The following is a 20653-nucleotide window of genomic DNA, read 5'->3' on the forward strand; positions in this document are numbered from 1 at the left end:
AGATTTTATTTGCTTTGCTTCCCCTGCCGCTTCTAACTAGCAACTTAAGTTAATACAAGAATTCAATCTTGGTGGCGTTCTTGCATAGACATTTGTTGTTGAACGACATTTGTTGAACTTTAAACAGGCAAGCAAATGGTAAACGTTGCTCCCTGTCCTACGACACTACTTACTGTTATGCTGCCACTATGCGCCTCTACAATGCGTTTAGCGATCGCTAATCCCAGTCCCGTGCCACTACTACGCGATGGATCAGTGGTGTAAAACTGCTCAAAAACTCTAGGTAAATCTCGTTCATTAATTCCCGTTCCTTGATCCTGAATTGTGATTTCTGCTTGTTTTCCTTGCCGATGTCCCCTAATGAAGAGCTGAGTGTTTGGCTTAGAGTGTTTGATAGCGTTGTCTAAAATGTTGAGGAGCGCTTGCAGCAGTCGCTCAGAATCACCCTGTAATTGCACATCTGTGACATTCACGATCGCAGTGACAGGATGCGCCTGCATACGCGGAGCCATAGCGTTGACCGCCCGATCAATTAACCCTTGTAGTGATATAATTTGCCGCTCTAAGTAGCTGACCCCCGCTTCTAGCCGACCCAGATCCAACAAATCGTGAATCAAACGGGACAACCGCTTAGTTTCACTCTCGATCGTTTCAAAGAAGCGATCGCGCAGTTCAGGGTCCTCTACGGCACCGCTTTTGAGGGCTTCTACCGTAACTTGAACATTACTAATTGGAGTCCGTAATTCGTGAGAAACGTTTGCCAGAAACGCTCTTCGTTCTTGATCGAGCGAGGCCAATCGTTCACTCATTCGGTTCAATTCGATCGCTAACTGACCTAATTCATCCTTCTGAGCGATCGTGAGGCGATCGCCAAATTGCCCACCTCCTAAGCGGATGGCGAAGTTTCGCATCGTCTCAATTGGAGCGGAGAGGCTACGAGCCAAGCGCTGACTAATTAGGGCACACAGCAAAATGGTGAACAGCAGGGTTATCAGCACTGCCCAGATAACACCCATAAATTGACGCTGGAACTGCCTCAATGTCACGGACATTCGCAAAATCCCCAAGACCTTGCCGTTGCGAGTAATGGGTCGGGCAATATATAAGCGATCGTCAGCGGTCAGAACTCCTTTCGCGATTCCCTGGGCGGAACGATTCTGCAACGCCTCTTGAATACCTGGAACCTCATACCAATTTGTGACGAGTCGGTCCGTTGCCAAGGCAGATGTAGCAAGCAACTGTCCTTGGGCATCAAGCACGCGCAGTGTAATTGTATCTGGTGCGCCATAGCGTTCTGTCAACCTGCGAATTTGTTGCAGATCCTGTTCTTCCATAGCATCAGCAACACTTTCGCTTAAAGCCGAAGACCAGTTATCTAATTCGGTTTGGCGCACTTGCATGAAATAGACATAAAACGACCAGAGGATGTATCCAGCCATCAGCGAAGTGCCAAGTACAACCAGAAAAATGTAGGTCGCTAACAGCTTTGCGTGAATCGAACCCCACTTCAGACGAATGGGACGCATTGGTGACTTCATGACTCAGACATAGTATTGGCATGGCGACGCAACACTGTTCTAATGCGGGCTACCAGTTCACGGGTATTGAACGGCTTTGTAATGTAATCATCTGCCCCTGCTTCTAAGCCGCGCACTTTGTCCATATCTTGGTCTTTAGCCGTGAGCATCACGATCGGGACGTTAGAAAATGCTCGAATCCGCCAACAAACTTCCATGCCATCCGCTTCTGGCAGCATCAGATCCAGCAGAATGATATCGGGCACCTGCTTATGAAATTGCTTAATTGCACTCAACCCACTGTCCGCCGTCACGACTTCAAAGCCTTCTTTTCGCAGGGTATAAGTGAGGCTCTCGCGCAGGGGTGCTTCGTCGTCTACAAGTAAGATCTGAGGCATGGTTCAACAAAATTGCTTCTTTGTAAGGATACCTCGTCAGCAAATTAGCAAATCATCTTTCTTCAGAGGGAGTTATATTTCGATACAGAACACAATTTAGATTTCGATACAGAACAAATAGAGCTGGTAGAGCGTTCTGCTGAGACAGAATTGCAGGTACATTAAGGAAAAGAAAATTCAGATCTGTTTGTATGAATCCTGCTGTTAGTCTGCTTCGTGCGACCTCCTACGATCGCATTCCACTGCGCCGCTCACTCGAAACGTTGCTAGAGCCAATGGGAGGAATCGCCGCGTTTGTTAAACCGGGCGATCGCGTCTTACTTAAACCCAATCTGCTCACTGGAGGGCGACCCACCAAAGAATGCGTTACCCGTCCTGAAGTCGTGCATTGCGTTGCACAAATGGTACAAGAAGCAGGCGGAAAGCCATTTCTGGCAGACAGTCCCGCGTTTGGATCTGCTTTCGGAGTCGCTAAAGCAAACGGTTATCTTCCCCTAATCGAAGAATTGGATTTGCCGATTGTCGAGATGAAGGGCAAACGCTATGAAACCGTGAGCGACGACTTCAATCATTTACTGCTCTCCAAAGAAGCAATGGAGGCAGATGTTGTGATTAATCTGCCCAAAGTGAAATCTCACATGCAGTTAACGGTAACGCTGGGCACTAAAAATCTGTTTGGCTGCGTTCCGGGCAAAATGAAAGCTTGGTGGCATATGGAAGCGGGCAAAGACCGAGAGCGCTTTGGCAGAATGCTAGTTGAAACCGCTCGGACCATTGATCCAGATCTAACAATTCTCGACGGGATTATCGGACATGAGGGCAACGGTCCGAGTGGAGGGGAACCGAGAGAACTCGGTATCTTGGGCGCTTCAGCGAATGTATTTGCCCTCGATCGCGCTGTTGTTGAAATTCTCCAAGTCGATCCAACCTCAATTCCCACGATCGTCGCCAGTGGTCAACTTGGGTTGTGTCCTGAGCTAGACGAGATTGAATTTCTGCATTCACGCCCAGAAGATCTAGCGATCGCAGACTGGAAACTGCCTGAAACAATCATGCCTATCGACTTTGGTGCGCCGCGTGTGCTTAAATCTACCTTTAGGCACTTGTATATTCGCTTCATTAAAGAACCGATATCAGCCTACCGTTAGAGAAATCTGAAGGAAATATTACGAATTAAGGCTATATCAATTATTTCTTTTAAGCTTATAAAAATTAATGCTCAAGCCTTAGCTTCCAATCCTTCTAGAACGCCTCCTGAGTTTGCGTCAAGTTTTGGATCTATTCATTAAGCTTCTCGTAACTCTTGTGTCATCTTATGTGATATCGGCCTAGAGGCTACAAGGTTCAGTATGGTGAGAGCAGACAACGCTCAACCTTAGAACTAAGTGCAACCCTCTATGCCTCCTTTAATGATTCGCCAACTCTGGTCGCTTGTCGAAACAGCACAAGCGGCTTCTCTAGTTAATCTGGACGATTCGAGTCTAGTGCAATGGTTACTGCATCAGTTTGGAGATAAGCAGTCTCTCAATGCCGAGGAAACCAATATTTTGTCTAAATATATTCACGCCAAACTCTCGCTGATTCGCGATTTAGCTTACGATCGCATTGCTGCCAATCTCTAAATCTCCACTTAACATTGCGGATTGTCTTACTTCCCACGTCTCACACCTTCATATTGCTCTGTATTGATCCGCCAAATACCCTTGTATTAAGAAATCCTCACCGACTGCTTCAGTGGTGACTTGCGTTAGGGACAAGGCTTGCGTCATTTCGGTTAAGCCTAACTCTCCAACTGGGGACGGAGTATGATTTCCGCCAATAATTTTGGGAGCAATGAACGCCCAAACTTTTTGAACACACTGGTCTGCGATCGCTCGCGCCGCTAAGGTTCCGCCGCACTCCCACAGAACCATATTCAGCCCGCGATCGTATAACTGCCTCATCACTGCAGCAGGTGTTAACGCCTCCAGCACGATCACCTCTACGCCTTGATCGACCAGCTTTTTCTGCGTTTCTAAATCGGCATCAGGGCTGGTGAATACAACAGTTGGAGCGACAGTTGTCTGCCAAAGATTGGCGATCGTGGGCAGGTCAAGGACTCGGCTCATCACAACGCGCAATGGATTGTGAGGCGCAACGCCGTGAGTCGTTAGAAACGGATTGTCTTGACGAACAGTATTGCCACCAACAACGATCGCATCACACGCCGATCTCAACTGATGCACCTGATGTCTGGCTGCTTTTCCTGTCACCCAGTAGCTGTGTCCCGTTGTCGTCGCAATCTTTCCATCAATTGTCATTGCGTATTTGAGAATACCAAATGGGCGACCCTGTACAATCCGATGGACAAAGGCTTCATTCAAGGTCTGACAATCTTTTTCTTCAACGCCAACCGTGACATCAATTCCTGCCGCTTGCAGTTTAGCAATGCCTTGACCTGCTACTTGAGGGTTGGGGTCTACCATGCCGATCACAACTCGCTGGATTCCCGCCGCGATCGTAGCGTCAGCACAGGGCGGTGTGCGTCCATAGTGGCTGCACGGCTCTAGATTGACGTAAAGCGTTGCACCCAAAGCGCGATCGCGGGCCTGTCTCAGGGCAAACACTTCCGCATGAGGCTCGCCTGCTTTCGGATGAAAGCCTTCTCCCACAATTTCGCCATTTTGAACAATGACGCAGCCCACCATCGGATTTGGAGCCGTGCGTCCTAAGGCGAGGCGTGCCAATTTTAGGCAGCGCTGCATCATGCTCAAATCAACGTTAGGCAGAGAAGTCATAGTATGGAGTAGCAGTACAGAAGTTGATAACATTCCACTAGAGCAGCTTGATTCTAGATTAAACTCTCATGATTAATATTGAACCGATTGATACCGATTCAATCAATTCAGTGCCGCACACACCAGCTTATGCAAGCTTCGACTTCAATACGGATAGATTGATGCACTTCATTGAGTTTATGGGGCGGGGATTTCAAGGAGTCACACCAAAAGCTAATTTATCAAAAATCAAAACCATTCTCTCTGCACCCAATGATCTAGAACAAGAGTTAAATCCAGAAGAGACTAGCAGTGGAGCAAAGAAGCCCAATTTGACAGCAGGTCATATAGCAGAGATCAATGAAGAAATCTCAAATTATACAGAGATGATGAATGCGCATCTCTCCGGGTTCAGTGTAGGAGTAGAGTGGATACCAGTGTTGATAGTCACCATCGTTGAGACCTATCTCTTGGATGTGCTTGTCTATGCCGCCAGTACTGACCCTTCACTTATGAAAAAATCTGAAATGTCTGCTTCATATTCTGAAATGACAAACGCTTCATCATTAGAAGGATTACTTCAAGGTCTAAGATACAAATGGGCTAGAAAGTTTATCAATGAGGGAGGCCCGAAATATTGGATTTACACCCTTACGAAGATGGGCGCTCGTGGGTATAGCTCAGAACTTACAGAAGAAATGGAAACTCTTTGGGGTATCAGGCATCTGATTGTACATTCAGCTGGAATTTCCACGCCTGATTTTGTTCGTCGTCATCCGGACTGTGGTGTAGCAGTTAGTGAGAAAATTCAGGTGAAGTGGAATCAGTTAGGTGATTGGATTAAACACGTTTATCACTTTGTTGACGTAACTGAAGACTATTTTGTAAAACGTTGCAAGCTGAAATCTTGAAAAACGTAGGGCTAAGTTTTATCAGCTGTGTAGACAAAGCTCTGCCTAACAATCCAGTACCCGTCGACCATATAAGGATAGTTGAGGGCAAAAAGCCACTAGCAGCAACTGAATGGAGTTGCTAGTTTAATAGTCAAATTCTATCCGTCTAGTTCTACCTGTAAGATTTAGAAGTGTAGCAAGAGTGCGCTACAGCCGGGACGTTGAATAGTGGCTTAGTACCTCCTGTCCCCAGCGTACGATTCCCTCCGATCCTTCAATCATCAGGAGATATTGACCGCGATCGACATGATGACGATAGATACTGGCCGTTGTGCCTTCTCCAAACAACCCAAATAGCCCGCCCAGCACTGCCCCAGTAAATCCACTCACCAAGCCGCACGCTGGAATCAGCAGCATGGATTGAATTCCTGATAAACCTACACTTTGAAACGTCATAGCGACGAAGAGAGCCACGCCAATGATTGAGCCAAGCATACCTGCAATCAAGCCCAGCGATCGCGCTTTGCGTGCAGCAATCTGCATAGGTTTGAGCAACTCGACACGTTCAGGATTACTGTAGCCCTCACCCACGATCGCGAGATGCTCTGGGGAAACCCCATGATAATGAAGCAAACGATACGCCTGGAATGCAGAACTCTCATCAGGAAATACCAAGACGGCAAGATGAGTCTGTCGGCGCACTAGACCAGCTTTATTCAAGAAGCGATTGACTGACACAGGAGAAGGTAGGGAGAATGGCGGTTTCTGTTTGAATTCTAAACCCTTGACATAGGAATACCTAGAGCTAATGGGAGGAATTTAATATTTTTTTGGGTATGGGGGTTTGAAGAGGCATTCCTCCTGGTGAAGCGGGCCAAAACCTTCCCTTATTTTTCATCCTCTACAATGGAAGTGTTCGTTATCTATAGATCCCCATGCCTCCCCGTTGGTCTCGCATTCCCGATCGCAAAGATCCTGACTTCCGTCGCCTTGACGATCGCATGACGTTTGCCACTCATGTTGCGCTGTTTAGCGCCTGTAATTCTGGAGCGTGGTTCTTCCGACTAGCGCAGCATCCAGATTGGACGTGGACAATTTGGATGACGGGCACTTGGCTGGCCGTGCTGGTGGCGCATGGAATTTATATCTTTGCGATCGCAGACTACTCAGAACCCAGCAACTCCTAAGCAACGCACACCAAAACCAGCCAATAGATAGGAGTTCTATTCATCAAGATAGAGTAATTGTTGGGTAGTTGCTCTTGCTAGATCTACGAATGCTGGACAACTTGTAAACTTACCGTTTAAAACTCCTATGGCTATAAGTTCTTCTGAAGCAATCGAAACCTTGGCAGCCGAGATTGGTGAAAACGTTTATATGGATATTGCCAAGTGGCATCTTTACCTTTCTGATGCTCATCTGCACACGGTTCTAGCTGAAAAGCTGTTTCCGATGATTTCTAACGGACAGGCGATTGAGGAAGATCAGGTGCTAACCGTTCTGAATGGCATTCCCGTGAAACTTGGTGGTGGTAAACGCGAGGTTCCACTAACGGATTTGCTGCCGATGCAATGTCAGGTCAACTTGATGGACACCCTCGAAGAGTTTCAGCGCAAACTGTAAGATACATCTCGACGTTTAGATATAGCTAACTCATGCTTTCTAGATGTAGCGATCGTACCGTCTTGTAATTGCAGAAACAGACGCACTACTCACCATAGTGCGTCTGTTTGCTTATCCTGCTTTACTGGAAGAATTGCAATCTTCTAAAGTGGCAAAAATTGCCTTTACTGTTTGGGAGTATCAATTGGCTTTCCTTGCACGGTTGGAGCTGACTCTACGCCTAGAATCTTCGAGATTGTGGGGGCAATATCGATATTTCTCACCTGAGAAAGTGTCCCGTTACTAAAAGTAGGTCCAGCCGCGTAGAAAATCGCGCTCATGTTAGGCGATGTTGGGTCGTACCCGTGAGCGCCATAAAAGCTGGGCACTGAGAACACGGGAGCTTGGGTTGGAGCATCTCCCAAGCGTTGCACAACCGGAGTTTGAGTCCCATCGAAGTTATAGCCTTCGATCAGCAATGCAAACACATCCCCAGAGTCCTGTCCGATAAACTCACTGGTTGCTCGACCAAACGATGGATCGGTTAGGTCAGTCGGAAGGGGCCGATCGTAGATTTTGTCAAACACAGGTCTTGTTCCATCAACATACTTCGGGTTGGTGTCTACAAAGTTTTTGAGGGCCTCTGTTACCTGCTTCTGCAAGGTCACATATTCTTCGCGACTTACGGTTCCGTTGGGTTCACGCCCTTGCAGGTTGAAGTAAACATTAACCGCCGGACCAGATGTGACCGCGCGGACTTTGTTCGAGTCAAAGCCCTGACTTTTGAGAAAGTTATTCAAGTTAACGGACGTGTAGAACGGAGCGAACCCGTGATCGGAAACAACAATGATGTCGCTGTTGGGAACACCATTACCATCAACTCCCACCGTTTCGATAATTTTTTGAACCGCTGCATCAGCCGCCTTGTAAGCCGTTTCTACATAAGAGTTGTAGCGCTCGATCTTTGCCTTGTCTTGTCCAGTTCCAATCGAGGTTGGATCAAGGGGATTGGTTGCCTGACGAGGATCGCTAATTAAGAACTGATGCTGCGAACCATCGGGTTGCTCAATGTAAGTCAAAACTAAATCGGCATCAGGGTTTTGAGTAATCGATCGCAGTGCAACGCGAGTTTGATAATCGACAAAACTTTGAACTTGATCGTCGTAAATCGCTTCTAACTCGGCGTCAGAGAACGCATTAAAGCCGGGACTAAGCTTCTGCGGAATTCGGAAGTCGGGTTGAGGTGCCCAGAAGCCAACATTGTTGTTGATGTCGTCTACATTCGCTTGCACAGCTGGGGTGGCAGGAATGAAGTTGGCAGAGTAGCGAGCAAACCGGACAGTTGAAAGGTCAGGAGCAAAATTGCTGACATAGAACGCCGTTCCCGCCTGATTAGAGCTACCTTCTAGGTAAAACGGATTGGACGTTTTGCTCCCCGCTTTCACATAAGCCGGACCCGTTGACGGGAGGCTAAACGGACCCGATTGGACTCCTAACGTAGCATCGAAGAAGACCAGCGTGTCATAGTCAACTTTGTTGTCGTTTGTGGTGTCTAGGGCGGCAGCTTGAATGTCGTAGTTAACGCCACCCACTGTGAATGTATCAAACGAATTTTTCGTTTGCAGCACCGAACTGTAGACCGTTTTTCCTGCGCTTGAAAGCTGCGAAACAGTGCGATCGCTAGCCGTTGCAAAATCGGCTGCTGTTAAGTTAAAGCCTTGCGCTCCGACGCCTGCAAACGCGCCAAAGGGAACGGTGTAATCGACGGTACGATCGCTAGCGGGTTGGACGATCGGACCATCCGGCAATCCCGGAATTTTGACATCGACGCCATCTGCACCCGGAAATGTTGCCGCGACAACTTTCTTACCATTATTTCGTAAGTTAATCCAAAGCGGTTCAGCCGTTGGCTCAGCACCTTCGGTAGCTCCATGCACATCGAAAGTGTAACCGCCAATCGGTGCGCCAAATCCACTAATGTTTTGGGTAAATGGACTTGCAACTAAGTGGAAACTATTGGCGTTGATGTCATTGTTGGCGGCATTAGAACCCGTTGCGATCGCGATGTGACTTGGGGCCGTGAGCGAAGGTGTAATCGTTTCGTTGCGATCGGCAGAAACGCCTTTATTCTTGAGTAGCCCTAAGCCTTCATCCTGCTTCAAAACTCCTGACTCTAAGTACTGATTCACAAGGCGAGGCGTCGCACCATCGAGAGAAATCACAATTACTTTGGGTTTAGGAGTGGGAGTAGGCAACACTAGGTCGAGCGACTGATCCAACTTAATCTGAATGAACTCGCTGTTATCGGCTTGTCCTGGTTTGCGACCGACGCTGAATGGATAGTTGTTGTCGTTTGCAATCAACAGCGTTTGAGGATCAACAATCAACACATCTTCGATGGTGACGAAGGGAAATGTAAACACCCCATTCTTAGTTCCATCGCCTCCGATTTCACTTGGATCGGCAATGTTGAGCAGATCTGCCAGCAATTCTTTCTTGACAAAGCCCTCGCGATCGCGCTCATTGATATCGATTTTGTAAAGCTTCTTCGAGCGGGCTGGATTTGTGACTGCCGGATCACTTGCATCACCCTGACCATTATCCCGTTCGATCACGATGAACTCATGATCGTTGATTGCCGTCATATCCCCGATCGCATGATTGGGAGCGTTCAAACGGTAGGCGTAAACGTTGCCAGTATATTTTTTAGTATTGGTATCGAATTCAGAAATAAACAAGCGATTCGGATTTGAATCGGTGGTCGTTGCCCCTTCTAGCAGAGTGTAGAGCTTAGAGCCATCGGGACTGCTCGCCATGCCCTCAAAGCCTCTAGACCGAGCCAGATTCGCTGCCTTTATCTTATCGGCTTCAGAGAGACTGGCAAATGCGGGGTTATCGGGCGATCGCACAAAATCTTGCGTCTCGTAAGCTTTTGTGCGATCGCCCGTGTCTGAAAAATCAGTGAAGTAGCCGTCTACTCCGAGTTCAATAAATTGACGAATCTCTTTTTCTGGATCGCCCTTGTAATCTGATGCTAGATAACGCGGTTCGTTGCGGAAGGTGTAAGGATGAACGAGCAGACCCGCGTTGTGCGCGTCTTGTACCAGCGTTGTTGGAGTAGTGAGCGTCTTATCCGCATCATCGACAGAACCATTCCCATCGACATCATCGGCTTTGCCATCGCCATTCGCATCTGTCCCTTTAACCGAGACAATCATGCGCTTCCAGGGGCCAATGCCATCAGCGTAAGTCGCTACTTCTGCCAATCCTTCGGGCGATCGCAGATCTTTATACGTGCGCGAGTCACCGTTTGCAACAAAATCGTAAGGTTGTACCTCGATCAGCGAACCATCTAAAGCCGTGTCGGCAGCGTCCATCAACTGAACGAGCGGTACATCAATCAAGCCGTTCAGCTTCTTTAGATTGCCAACTTCAAAGGATTGAATAAAGACGCGACTGGGATCGGTGAAATTGTTGTCTTTTAGAATTTTTACCAACGGTTCTTCTAGCGCCAACCCTTTTTCAGCGTGATAGGTGGGATGCTTGGTTTCGGGGTAGATGCCAATCTTTTTGCCTGTTGTCGCTTCGACAGTTTTCACAAAGTCGATGATTTCTTGCAACGTCGGAATTTCAAACTGACCGTTGAACGATTGATCTCGGAACGCTAACCGCTCTTTTGCTCGCAGAGTTTTGATTTCTGCCAGCGTGAAGTCGTCGGCAAACCAGCCGCTTTCGTCTTTGCCATCGATCGTTTTCGTGGTGAAGCGATCGGCAAATTCGGGATGGTCTGCAACATCGGTTGTGTCTTTGATGTTGACTTCATGACGAGCGATCAGCACACCGTCTTTGGTGGATACTACGTCTGGTTCAACAAAGTCAGCGCCTAGCTCGATCGCATATCGATAAGCTTCCAGCGTGTGTTCAGGGCGATAACCACTCGCGCCCCGATGTCCGATTACAAGCGGATCTTGTCCGTTCAGCGTATTGAGCTTAGACGGATTGGGGGTCGCAATAGGCGCTTCGAGCAGCGTTCCTTTAGCATCGGTGTGCAGCAGGAATGGACCGAATTCTTCACCAAACCAGTAGGTTCCATCCGCAGCGCGACGGAACGACTCTAGATCAAAGTCGGCTCCGGTTAGCAATCGGTTTTGCTTAATGCTCGGATCAACTGGGATTCCACCCGGTTGGATCTTGTCGCTGTTAGGGTAGGTTTCTAGATCCGCAACAATTGGTTGAACGCCTTTGAGAACTCCATTCTTGTCATTGAGTTGAACAAAACTATCGGCAGTAAAGCCCTCTAACTTGTCTCCCGTTTTTAGATTGACCGGAGAAACACCCCCAGTTTCAAAATTTGGCTCAACGGCATAAAAGCGCAGCAACGCATCAGCAGAATTGGCTTTCGAGCCGTAGCCATTGTCAGCTAGCACCAAGTAGGTTCCGGCTTTCGCACCGGGCAGCACCGCAGAGAAGCCTTGCACAGGTTGACCGTCAGGAGCGCTAAACGGAACAGGAATTCCATTCGAGTTGACTGTACTCACGCTGCCGTCATTGTTAAGGGCGAGAAATTGCCCAGAGGTTGCGCCCGTTGCGAAGGTGTTAGCGGGCAGCACAGAGCGTTTCACCAACTCTGTTTTCACGTCTGGAATGACTTGATTGTTGCTGTCTAGACGAACGAAATTTACCTCATCGATCGCAGTCGGTTTAATGCCCTTGAGAAGCGCTAAAACTGACCCCGTGTCTGTTAATTTCACCAGGGTATCGCTAGCGTTTTCACCTGTGCCTGACACGATCGAGAGTTGCTCAAATTTCACATTCTCTGGCAACGCGATCCGATCTTCTTCGAGTTTAGAACCGATGCCGCCGAAGTTTACGATCGCAACGGTGTTTCCTCCAGAAACCGCGAAGGTTTTCTGTCCACCTGAGCCGTCAGAGGCGGGAAGTCCAAGGGTAGAACGAACAAGATCAGCCACATGAAAATAAAGCGTATCGCCCATTTGATAGGTCGTATACGCTGCCGTGCCACTGGCGTTAGAAGTCAGGGCTGCATTTGGGCTGCCGTTTGCGCTACTTGCTTGCAACGACTGAGGCGCGGCTTGTAGATCGATCTGAGATCGGCGAGATTGCTCGATGTTAGTCGTCAAACCACCATTACTCGAAGAAGCAGATGTTCCAATTAAAAAGCTATCTATGAACACTCGTTGACCCTCAAAAGACTCGAAAGTTGACTGCACACACAGTTAAAGCAATGTAAAGCGAATCAAATTGAGATTATTTTTATTTTTTGTATGCAACATCAAGTTGAATGGTTAGAATTAACCAATGCAATGGCTATCTAAACCCAAAACGTATTCTTTAAAAATCGAAATACGAATAAAAGGTTAGTCACCAATTGAACAAATTGTTTGACAAACGAATCAACGCTCATTGCTTAAACACACATTGAACAGTAGTCTATTAAGTTAATGAATTAGCTAATGCTAGGTTAAGACTTGACTAAATTAAGTTCTCAACGTTTCTACTAAATCTCACTCCAAATTAGAGCCACATTAAAAACGGATGAATCGGAAGCTGATGCAGTGACTTACTGATCGCTTATCCAATTCATCCGCTTGTGTCTATCAGCAATGAAGACACAAATTAATTGATCGAAACGTTGATCGCAAGCTTATGAGCTAAATCCAATAACAGGCGACTGGCAGATTGGCGTTCGATCGCAACATGATGTAACCACTGAAGGTATAACTCCTGCGATCGCTCCAACGAAACACCCAAATTTAATTGCTGACTCAAATCAATCAGTTTTCCCAAAAATTGAATTTGGAGGTCTGAAGGTTCCGGGTCGTATAGGAGAGTTTGCAGCGATCGCGCTATTGTGCGCTCTAGAATCTGCCGTGCTTCAGGAAGGTGAAGCTGACAACGTAAGTGACTTGCCTCGGTCGCGATCGCGTCAAGCTCAACCAAATCATGGGAATTTGGATCGTGTTCTAGTGATCGCAGCGTCACCAAAAGTCGATGTCCTAACGCAATTTCTGCCGCCACCTGCAACTCTCGTGGCACAGGCAGTTCATCCCGGTGAAAAGCAATTAGAACGCCATAGTTATCGCGATATACCTGCGTGTAAAGCTGATCGAGCCGTGTCAGGGTTTCCTGACTCAATAATTGCATGATTCGATGCCGCTCTTCTGCAAACAGATCTTGCAGACTGTAAGAGCGATCGTTAAAGTACCGATTCATCGTCAGAATCGTTTTAGCGGCACTTCCTTGACTCAGCGCTTCAGACAGATTTTCTTTTAATTGCGTATACTGTCGTCGCCCAGAGAACGGCTGAATGCAGCAATGAAAATCCCAGCCACTGAGATGCAGCACCGCAAACACGAGATGTTCTGTTTCGCGAGTGATCTCTGAGGTGAGTTGGAGTTGCCCGATCGCCAAGCTCATCGATCCCATCCGATGCAGTTGGTAATCCAGTTGGTTTGCAGTGTAGCAGTACACTCGCTCTTCTCGGCTGTAGGTCGCGAATAAAGAGCTAATCGCATAGTGAGCCGCGACTTGCTCAAAACTAATCTGAGCCGGGATCACCAATTGCCGATAGACTTCTGCTCCCGTTTTAAAGCAGTCAACATTACTGGGCGCAAGGGCTAAGCGTTTGATAAAGCCTTTCTCAAGCTGCACGCCCGCCACGTCACCCGCTAGTTCTAGCGCACGAGCGGCATAGCGGAGAATTTGAGTGCCTTCTGGTCGAGACAGTTCTTCAAAGAACCAGCCGCAGCTTGTGTACATCAGCATGGCATGACGCTGCATTTCGAGCAATCGCAACGCATCGAGCCGCTCTGACGCGTTCAGTCGGTGAGACTGATGCTGAGCGAGAAATTTTTGAACAATGGCAGGCGTGCGCGATCGCACCACTTGAATGTATTCATCCCGCGCCAGCCACGGGTCAGAAAATAGCTTTCCGCCCACCTCTTCATAGACTTTGACCATCTGATCCCGCAGCCAGTCCAAGGCATCCCGCAGGGGGCGACGCCACTTTTGATTCCACAGTCCACCACCCCCGCAGCCACAGTCATCCTGCCAGCGATCGACACCGTGAGCACAACTCCAAGCGGTAACAGACTTGAGTTCGACTTCCCATTCAGGCGGCGTCAGGCTGAGGTAATGGGCAAAGTTAGTCACTGTCCAACCGCGATCAGGAAACTCGCCGACAAAGGCATACGCCAAACATTTCTCCGTGCCGCCTTTATGATGTCCAAACGTTTCCCCATCCGTTGCCACTGAAATCAGTTGCGACGGGCGGTGATCCCCGCGCACGGCTTGCCCTAAACGCCCTGCCAGATGGTGGGAACTGCTGAGTGCCTGATCAAATCCCATGTCGCGGGAAATTGGGCCGTCGTAGAAGAAGATATCGATAAACGGAGCGGGGGAATCAGAATCGTGGTTGGGCAAAAAGCAGCGATAGGGACGAGTGGGATCAATTTGACTGCCGCCGACTTCGTGCCAGTCTGCTTGGGCTAGAGGGCGGCAGCGCTGCGCTTGAGAAGGCGCGAGAACAATGAACTTGATTCCTTCTGCAACCAGCGCTTCTAGCGTTGCGTAATCAACAGCAGTTTCGGCTAGCCACATGCCTTCGGGATCGCGCCCAAAGTGAGATTTGAAGTCCTCTTTGCCCCATCGAATTTGAGTGTGCTTGTCTCGCGCATTGGCAAGCGGCAGGATCATGTGATTGTAAGCTTGAGCGATCGCATTGCCGTGTCCATTTAAGCGATCGCAGCTTTTGCGATCGGCATCAACGATACGTTGATACACTTCCACATCGTGACGCTCAATCCAACTCATCAAAGTTGGGCCAATATTAAAGCTGAGATACTCATAGTTATTGACGATCCCCACGACTTCGCCGCGATCGTTGAGAACTCGCGCAAATGCATTGGGGCGGTAACATTCGTGATGAATTCGCTCATTCCAATTATGAAAGGGAGCCGCACTGGGTTGACGCTCGATCGCATCTAAATAAGGATTCTCGCGAGGCGGCTGATAGAAGTGTCCGTGAACAGTGATGTAGACTCCCGTTGTCGTCTGAGGGGAAGCGATCCCCGGAGGGTTAAAGGCTTGAATCATCGCTGCTTCAGCGATTTCTGAAGAAGATAATTGAGAGGGCGCATCAGGAGTTAATGTCATGGAAGTAAGACCAAAAGATTATGAGAGCTTCTGAACGGCAACGCTGGGGCTAAAGCTTTTTAAATTCTGCAAGTCTCAGAGCCTAACATAGAATGCTTATTAGTTTCAGACTCTAAGCTTTAAGCTCTAATTATTAGTAAGTCCAATTCTTCGACAATGCCTTCGCAACGGTTACGTAGCTGTTAGTGTGAACAGTTTAGTGAAGCTCAAGAAAATCACAATCTAACTCAAAGCGTAACTTATTGATCATCTAATCCACGTCCTGAGTTAGATTGCGATCGCATCTGATGTGATTGGAATCATGAACAATATTGCTAAGCGATTCACCACACTGGGTTTATCACTAACTTTCATTGAATCGCAAAATGCATTCAGTTAGAAGCGTTTGAACTTTTGTAGACCAAATTTACGATTTCGCTACACTTTGCAATTTCTCTCTATGCTCTGGTACGCCATGAGGAAAGGGATGAGAGATGCCTGCGGCAACGCTTCGCACGGAAGAGAACCTTCGACCCGCTTTGCGAGAAGGATGAACTAAGAAGTCAAACTGAATTCATCCCTACCTGTCAACGGCAAGTTCTGTTGCCGTGCTTGCATTGGCGCGATCGCTCGAATAGAATGCCATTGCCATCTGTTCTGATCCCGTTGCAGTACTTTCAGCCGCTAATTCCAAACTTAAACATTGAGCGACGTAAGTCGGATGCCAATCAGTTACGCGAGGAAGATCGAGCGGCTCACGACTGGTATCGCTTTGTGCTGTCATTTCCGCCTCACCTCGTGCAGCAGTACTTAGAGAAGTTTGGAATTACACCCGATCAGACGGTGCTTGATCCCTTTTGTGGAACCGGAACAACGGTCGTCGAGTGCAAGAAAAACGGCATTCCCACGGTTGGGGTTGAGGCCAATCGAATGGCCTGGTTTGCGAGTTGCGTCAAGCTCGACTGGACACCTGATCCCGAAGCGCTACTTCAGCACGCTCAGCAGATTGGCGCGATCGCACAAGTGCAGATTCAAGAGGAGCAAGTGCTGCGGACGTTGCCCGAAGAAAGTCAGAAATTGCTGTTGAAAAACTCCATTAGTCCGCTACCGCTTCACAAAACGCTGATTTTGCTCGACCAACTTCAACCGTCATCGCCTTCTCGCCATCAGCAACTTGCCTTAGCCAAAGCGATCGTGTTTTCGATCAGCAATATTCGGTTTGCGCCTGAAGTCAGCATTGGTAAAGCCAAAGCAGATGCGCCTGTTGTAGAGGCGTGGCTAGAAGCCGTGCGCGAAATTGCGAATGATTTGCCTCACCTCCAGCAGTTGCCTCCTACCCCTGCGACCATTCATCATGCCGACTCTCGCCAACTGTTAACGGTTTTAGAACCCGCCTCGATTGATGCGGTAATCACCTCTCCGCCCTATCCCAATGAGAAAGATTACACTCGCACAACGCGGCTAGAATCAGTTCTACTAGGATTTCTCAAAAACAAATCGGATCTTCAGACCTTAAAGCGGGGATTGATGCGATCGAACAGCCGCAACGTTTACACATCTGATGACGATGATCAGTGGGTAGTACATCATCCCGAAATTCAGCGGATTGCGCGTGAAATTGATGCGCGGCGTCTAGAACAAGGGAAAACGAGTGGATTTGAGCGCGTTTATGCTCAAGCTACAAAGTTATATTTTGGTGGCATGGCAAAGCATTTAGCCGATTTGCGCCATGCTTTGCGTCCAGGAGCGCGATTGGCGTATGTGGTCGGGGATCAAGCCTCCTATCTGCGCGTAATGATCCGCACGGGGCAACTGATTGCAGACCTTGCTGAAGCGTTAGGCTACGAAGTAGAAGCGATCGATTTATTTCGCACTCGTCTAGCGACCGCCACCAAGGAGCAACTGCGAGAAGAAGTTGTCCTGCTGCGGTGGACGGGCAAATTTCCAGTAAAGTATCACTTCAGTGACAAGCCGTTGTAAATAACCTAGGGTAACGTCAATTCGGGTTAAGCCATCAGTGCCAAAGCCACGCTCCAACCCGGCCTCGCTTCTCGACCCGTCCCCTTTCATTTCCCTTAGCGAGGGGGTGTCGGGGGACGGCTTCCGTCTCCTGACGAGCGGGGGCGCGGGGGGAAGTCCCCCGAATTGTGGCAACGCCACCCAACCCGCTCTAGCACATCTCGTCTTATCCCGAATTCACGTTGGGGTAAACAATTTAGAGCAATGTTCAGCTTTTGCAATTGCTACGATCGCGACTGAACTAGTGCTTTGTCAAACTAGGAACGAGGGATGAAAAAACAATCAGAACGGTTTCATCCTTCGTGACGAAGCGGGTCGAAGACATCCCTCAACTATCAAAGTTAATGCAACATCCCGATCCAAAAAATCCGCATCCGATGCCGGGATTTCCTCAAATTTGTTTTATCAACACCGTTGTCTCTAACCCAAACATCATCATCGGAGACTACACTTACTACGATGATCCGGAAGACTCCGAAAATTTTGAGCGCAATGTCCTCTACCACTATCCATTCATCGGCGACAAATTGATTATCGGTAAATTCTGTGCGTTGGCAACAGGCGTGACGTTCATTATGAATGGCGCGAATCACAAGATGTCTGGGTTCTCAACATATCCATTTCAGATCTTTGGCAATGGTTGGGAACGGGTAATGCCACAACTAAGTGAATTACCGTTTAAGGGCGACACTGAAATTGGAAATGATGTTTGGATTGGATACCGAGCCGTGATCATGCCTGGCATTAGCATCGGGGATGGTGCGATCGTAGCTGCAAAATCTGTCGTCACTAAGAGCGTCCCGCCTTATACGATCGTGGGCGGAAATCCAGCTTGTCCTTTACGAAAACGGTTTTCCGACGAAACAATTGCTGTTTTGCTAGAAATGGCTTGGTGGAATTGGGATATTGAAAAAATTACGAGAAATTTAGAAAAAATTGTTAGCGCTGATATCGAAGCGTTGAGACAATGCGTGTAGTTTTTCGTAAATTCAGTTTTTCAATAACTCATATTTCTTCAAAAGAAAACTGCCCTCTTCGCCAAAAACGAAAAGGGCACAGCGGAATTAAATTCTATTCTCTAGACATCATAGATACGGCATTCTGACGCATCTGGATTCTCATCACAGTAGTTTTGAAATTCAGTCTTCTGGCGACCGCGCTTATCTGACATAGCCGCTTGCACCTCTTCTACTGCATCCCAAGCTGCCGCACACTCACTGGAAACGTCACCGCTCGTTTTGCAGGCATCATGTGCCTGATCGATTAACTGATCTAACTGCTGCTCCATTGGCTGAGCATTTGCTTTTGATTGAGTCATTAGAATTACCTCGTTTTATGTTCTTCAGAACGCTCTACATTCAGATGTAGGAATTCAGATGCAAAATAGCGTTCTTCTCTGTTTAAGCTACTTAAATGTTTAATTTCACTTTAGCGCTGAGCCTTAAAATCCTAGTGGCTCTAGCGACAGATTTTAACAACTAAGATAGAACAGCCATTTCAACGGATCAAAATGGGGGCACGTAAAACTCCAGAGCAACTACCGCTAGAAGCGCAGACTGCACAGGGCAAGCTATCCAAGCCTTGAAGGAGCGCTTACGATCCCCATCCTTGGTGTCCTTCACACCCCTGTTTTTTAGAGACGCAAAACTTAACATCTCCGTTCACTTCGGTGCTACTCCTCCTTTTGGTAGATTCTTAAGAGATCACCGAATTCTGAGTAGTCGCGCCACCTAATTCTTCAAAATCGCCGATCGATATTGAGCCGCACTTAAATTTAGATTGCAAGAGCGATCGCACTGGCTTGAGTAGTTATTGGCGTTTCCCTTAATCTTTTTTAATCCTTAATATCCCTTAATGAAGTAATGATTAGATGAATAATTACAATGCTATTGAATAATTTGGTAGCAACGAGTTGATAGATCCAGAAGAGGGAATTCTTCGCTATTCATGAAAGATCTTCTAAAAGAAGTTTTAAGTTTTACTACGGAGTAAGATGGACTAAGCAAACGCTGATATTGGGCGAGACATGACTTCGATTCTAGTTAAATCTCCGAAACTAAACTCTCCTACAGTGCATCGTTTGTCGAATGGCTTAACGATCATTGCCGAACAGATCCCCGTCGATGCCGTCAACCTCAATATGTGGCTTAACGTCGGCTCTGCGATCGAGTCTGCTCCAATCAACGGCATGGCTCACTTTTTAGAACACATGATTTTCAAAGGAACTCAGCGCCTTGAGAGCGGAGAGTTTGAGCAGAAAATCGAGCAACGCGGCGCAGTCACGAATGCCGCGACGAGCCAAGACTATACGCATTACTACATCACAACGGCTCCCCAAGATTTTGCCGAGTTAGCGCCGCTTCAACTGGATGTGTTACTCAATGCCAGCATTCCAGATGATGGGTTTGAGCGAGAACGATCAGTGGTCTTAGAAGAGATTCGCCGCTCTGAGGATAATCCGCGCCGTCGCACCTATCAGCGGATGGCAGAATTGGCATTTGAGCGACTGCCCTATCGCCGCCAGGTTTTGGGTCCTACTTCGGTGATCGAACAACTCGTTCCGCAACAGATGCGAGATTTTCACTCCACTTGGTATCAGCCCCAGTCCATGACGGCTGTAGCCGTTGGCAATCTGCCCGTCGATCGCTTGATCCAAATCATTGAAGATAGCTTCACTCAACTTGCGCCCTCCACCTCTCGCCCCACACCTTACATTTCCTCTCCCTCTGCTGAAACGTCTTTCACTGAGATCGTTCGCCAAGAGTACACCGACCCAACTCTCAAGCAAGCTCGATTGATGCTGCTATGGCGAGTTCCGGGCTTGACGGACTTACAAAATACCTACGAGCTAGACGTTTTCACCAGTGTGCTAGGTCATGGCAGAACGGCTCGATTGGTAAAAGACTTACGCGAAGAGCGGGGATTAGTCTCTAACGTGTCGGTCAGTAATATGACCTACCTGCACCAGGGCGTTTTCGCGGTATCAGCGCAGTTGCCCGTAGAAAATGTTGATGCTGTAGAAGCCGCGATCGTATCTCACATCGAACAGCTACAATCCGGTCGCGTGACCGAAGCCGAGATGTCTCGCGTTCAAACTCAAGTTGCCAATCACTTTACGTTTGGCAATGAAACGCCCAGTGATCGCGCGGGTTTATACGGCTACTACCAAACCTTGGTCGGCGATTTAGAACCCGCCTTCAGCTACTCCGCCTATATTCAATCCCTCTCCGCCGCTGATCTTCAGGCTGCCGCTCAACAGTACCTCCCAACTGACGCTTACGGCATCGTTATTATCAAACCCGGTGAATAATTCC

The 20653-nt window shown here is 48.1% G+C and carries 16 protein-coding genes; 8 read left to right on the forward strand and 8 right to left on the reverse strand.

All coding sequences use genetic code 11. The features are described 5' to 3' along the window. Positions 1-119 precede the first annotated feature (119 nt). Entirely contained in the window at positions 120-1538 is a 1419-nt protein-coding gene (locus AC5JLB_RS30230) for a sensor histidine kinase (protein WP_495877520.1), read from the reverse strand. Beyond that, the gene (locus AC5JLB_RS30235) at positions 1535-1915 is read right to left on the reverse strand and encodes a response regulator transcription factor (protein ID WP_495877521.1); all 381 of its coding nucleotides are present in this window, start codon (positions 1913-1915) and stop codon (positions 1535-1537) included. The genes AC5JLB_RS30230 and AC5JLB_RS30235 overlap by 4 nt, the downstream gene beginning before the upstream one ends. Positions 1916-2106: 191 nt before the next feature. Here AC5JLB_RS30235 and AC5JLB_RS30240 point away from each other — a divergent pair, with 191 nt between their 5' ends. Then, positions 2107-3063 carry an Npun_F2552 family protein gene (locus tag AC5JLB_RS30240; RefSeq protein WP_495877522.1) on the forward strand — a complete coding sequence of 319 codons (957 nt, stop codon included), beginning with the start codon at positions 2107-2109 and terminating at the stop codon, positions 3061-3063. Between the two features lie 249 nt (positions 3064-3312). Continuing rightward, positions 3313-3537, forward strand: a complete 225-nt coding sequence (locus AC5JLB_RS30245; protein WP_495877523.1) for a hypothetical protein — start codon at positions 3313-3315, stop codon at positions 3535-3537. A 48-nt stretch (positions 3538-3585) separates the two neighbouring features. Here AC5JLB_RS30245 and ribD read toward each other — a convergent pair whose 3' ends face one another. Then, positions 3586-4692, reverse strand: coding sequence for a bifunctional diaminohydroxyphosphoribosylaminopyrimidine deaminase/5-amino-6-(5-phosphoribosylamino)uracil reductase RibD (ribD, locus tag AC5JLB_RS30250; protein WP_495877524.1), 1107 nt, complete (start codon positions 4690-4692; stop codon positions 3586-3588). 68 nt (positions 4693-4760) lie between these two features. On the opposite strand from ribD, the gene AC5JLB_RS30255 reads away from it, so the two are divergent. Beyond that, positions 4761-5582, forward strand: coding sequence for a hypothetical protein (locus tag AC5JLB_RS30255; RefSeq protein WP_495877525.1), 822 nt, complete (start codon positions 4761-4763; stop codon positions 5580-5582). A 189-nt stretch (positions 5583-5771) separates the two neighbouring features. Here AC5JLB_RS30255 and AC5JLB_RS30260 read toward each other — a convergent pair whose 3' ends face one another. Further along, a complete protein-coding gene (locus AC5JLB_RS30260) occupies positions 5772-6302 on the reverse strand; it encodes a hypothetical protein (protein WP_495877526.1) in 531 nt (176 codons plus the stop codon). Positions 6303-6499: 197 nt separating this feature from the next. On the opposite strand from AC5JLB_RS30260, the gene AC5JLB_RS30265 reads away from it, so the two are divergent. Both AC5JLB_RS30265 and AC5JLB_RS30270 read left to right on the forward strand, forming a co-directional pair. Beyond that, the gene (locus AC5JLB_RS30265; RefSeq protein ID WP_495877527.1) at positions 6500-6751 is read left to right on the forward strand and encodes a 2TM domain-containing protein; all 252 of its coding nucleotides are present in this window, start codon (positions 6500-6502) and stop codon (positions 6749-6751) included. Positions 6752-6878: 127 nt separating this feature from the next. After that, positions 6879-7187, forward strand: coding sequence for a DUF3181 family protein (locus AC5JLB_RS30270; protein WP_495877528.1), 309 nt, complete (start codon positions 6879-6881; stop codon positions 7185-7187). A 164-nt stretch (positions 7188-7351) separates the two neighbouring features. On the opposite strand, the gene AC5JLB_RS30275 is transcribed toward AC5JLB_RS30270, so the two are convergent. The 3 genes from AC5JLB_RS30275 to AC5JLB_RS30285 all read right to left on the reverse strand — a co-directional run bounded on the left by AC5JLB_RS30275 (position 7352) and on the right by AC5JLB_RS30285 (position 16104). Continuing rightward, positions 7352-12361, reverse strand: a complete 5010-nt coding sequence (locus AC5JLB_RS30275) for a glycerophosphodiester phosphodiesterase family protein (protein WP_495877529.1) — start codon at positions 12359-12361, stop codon at positions 7352-7354. Between the two features lie 442 nt (positions 12362-12803). Further along, positions 12804-15341 carry a DUF3536 domain-containing protein gene (locus AC5JLB_RS30280; RefSeq protein ID WP_495877530.1) on the reverse strand — a complete coding sequence of 846 codons (2538 nt, stop codon included), beginning with the start codon at positions 15339-15341 and terminating at the stop codon, positions 12804-12806. Positions 15342-15900: 559 nt separating this feature from the next. After that, a complete protein-coding gene (locus AC5JLB_RS30285) occupies positions 15901-16104 on the reverse strand; it encodes a hypothetical protein (RefSeq protein WP_495877531.1) in 204 nt (67 codons plus the stop codon). Between AC5JLB_RS30285 and AC5JLB_RS30290 the strand changes: the two genes are divergently transcribed. Together AC5JLB_RS30290 and AC5JLB_RS30295 are read left to right on the forward strand one after the other, a co-directional pair. Then, complete coding sequence (locus AC5JLB_RS30290) at positions 16095-17300, forward strand: DNA methyltransferase (RefSeq protein ID WP_495877532.1); 1206 nt, start codon at positions 16095-16097, stop codon at positions 17298-17300. The genes AC5JLB_RS30285 and AC5JLB_RS30290 overlap by 10 nt on opposite strands. 383 nt (positions 17301-17683) lie before the next feature. Beyond that, positions 17684-18316, forward strand: coding sequence for a Vat family streptogramin A O-acetyltransferase (locus AC5JLB_RS30295; protein WP_495877533.1), 633 nt, complete (start codon positions 17684-17686; stop codon positions 18314-18316). Positions 18317-18417: 101 nt separating this feature from the next. Here AC5JLB_RS30295 and AC5JLB_RS30300 read toward each other — a convergent pair whose 3' ends face one another. After that, entirely contained in the window at positions 18418-18657 is a 240-nt protein-coding gene (locus tag AC5JLB_RS30300) for a CP12 domain-containing protein (protein WP_495877534.1), read from the reverse strand. Positions 18658-19365: 708 nt separating this feature from the next. Between AC5JLB_RS30300 and AC5JLB_RS30305 the strand changes: the two genes are divergently transcribed. Continuing rightward, on the forward strand, positions 19366-20649 hold the full coding sequence (locus AC5JLB_RS30305; RefSeq protein WP_495877535.1) for a M16 family metallopeptidase: 1284 nt from the start codon (positions 19366-19368) through the stop codon (positions 20647-20649). The last annotated feature ends 4 nt before the right edge of the window (positions 20650-20653 follow it).

The organism is Myxacorys chilensis (assembly GCF_059505265.1).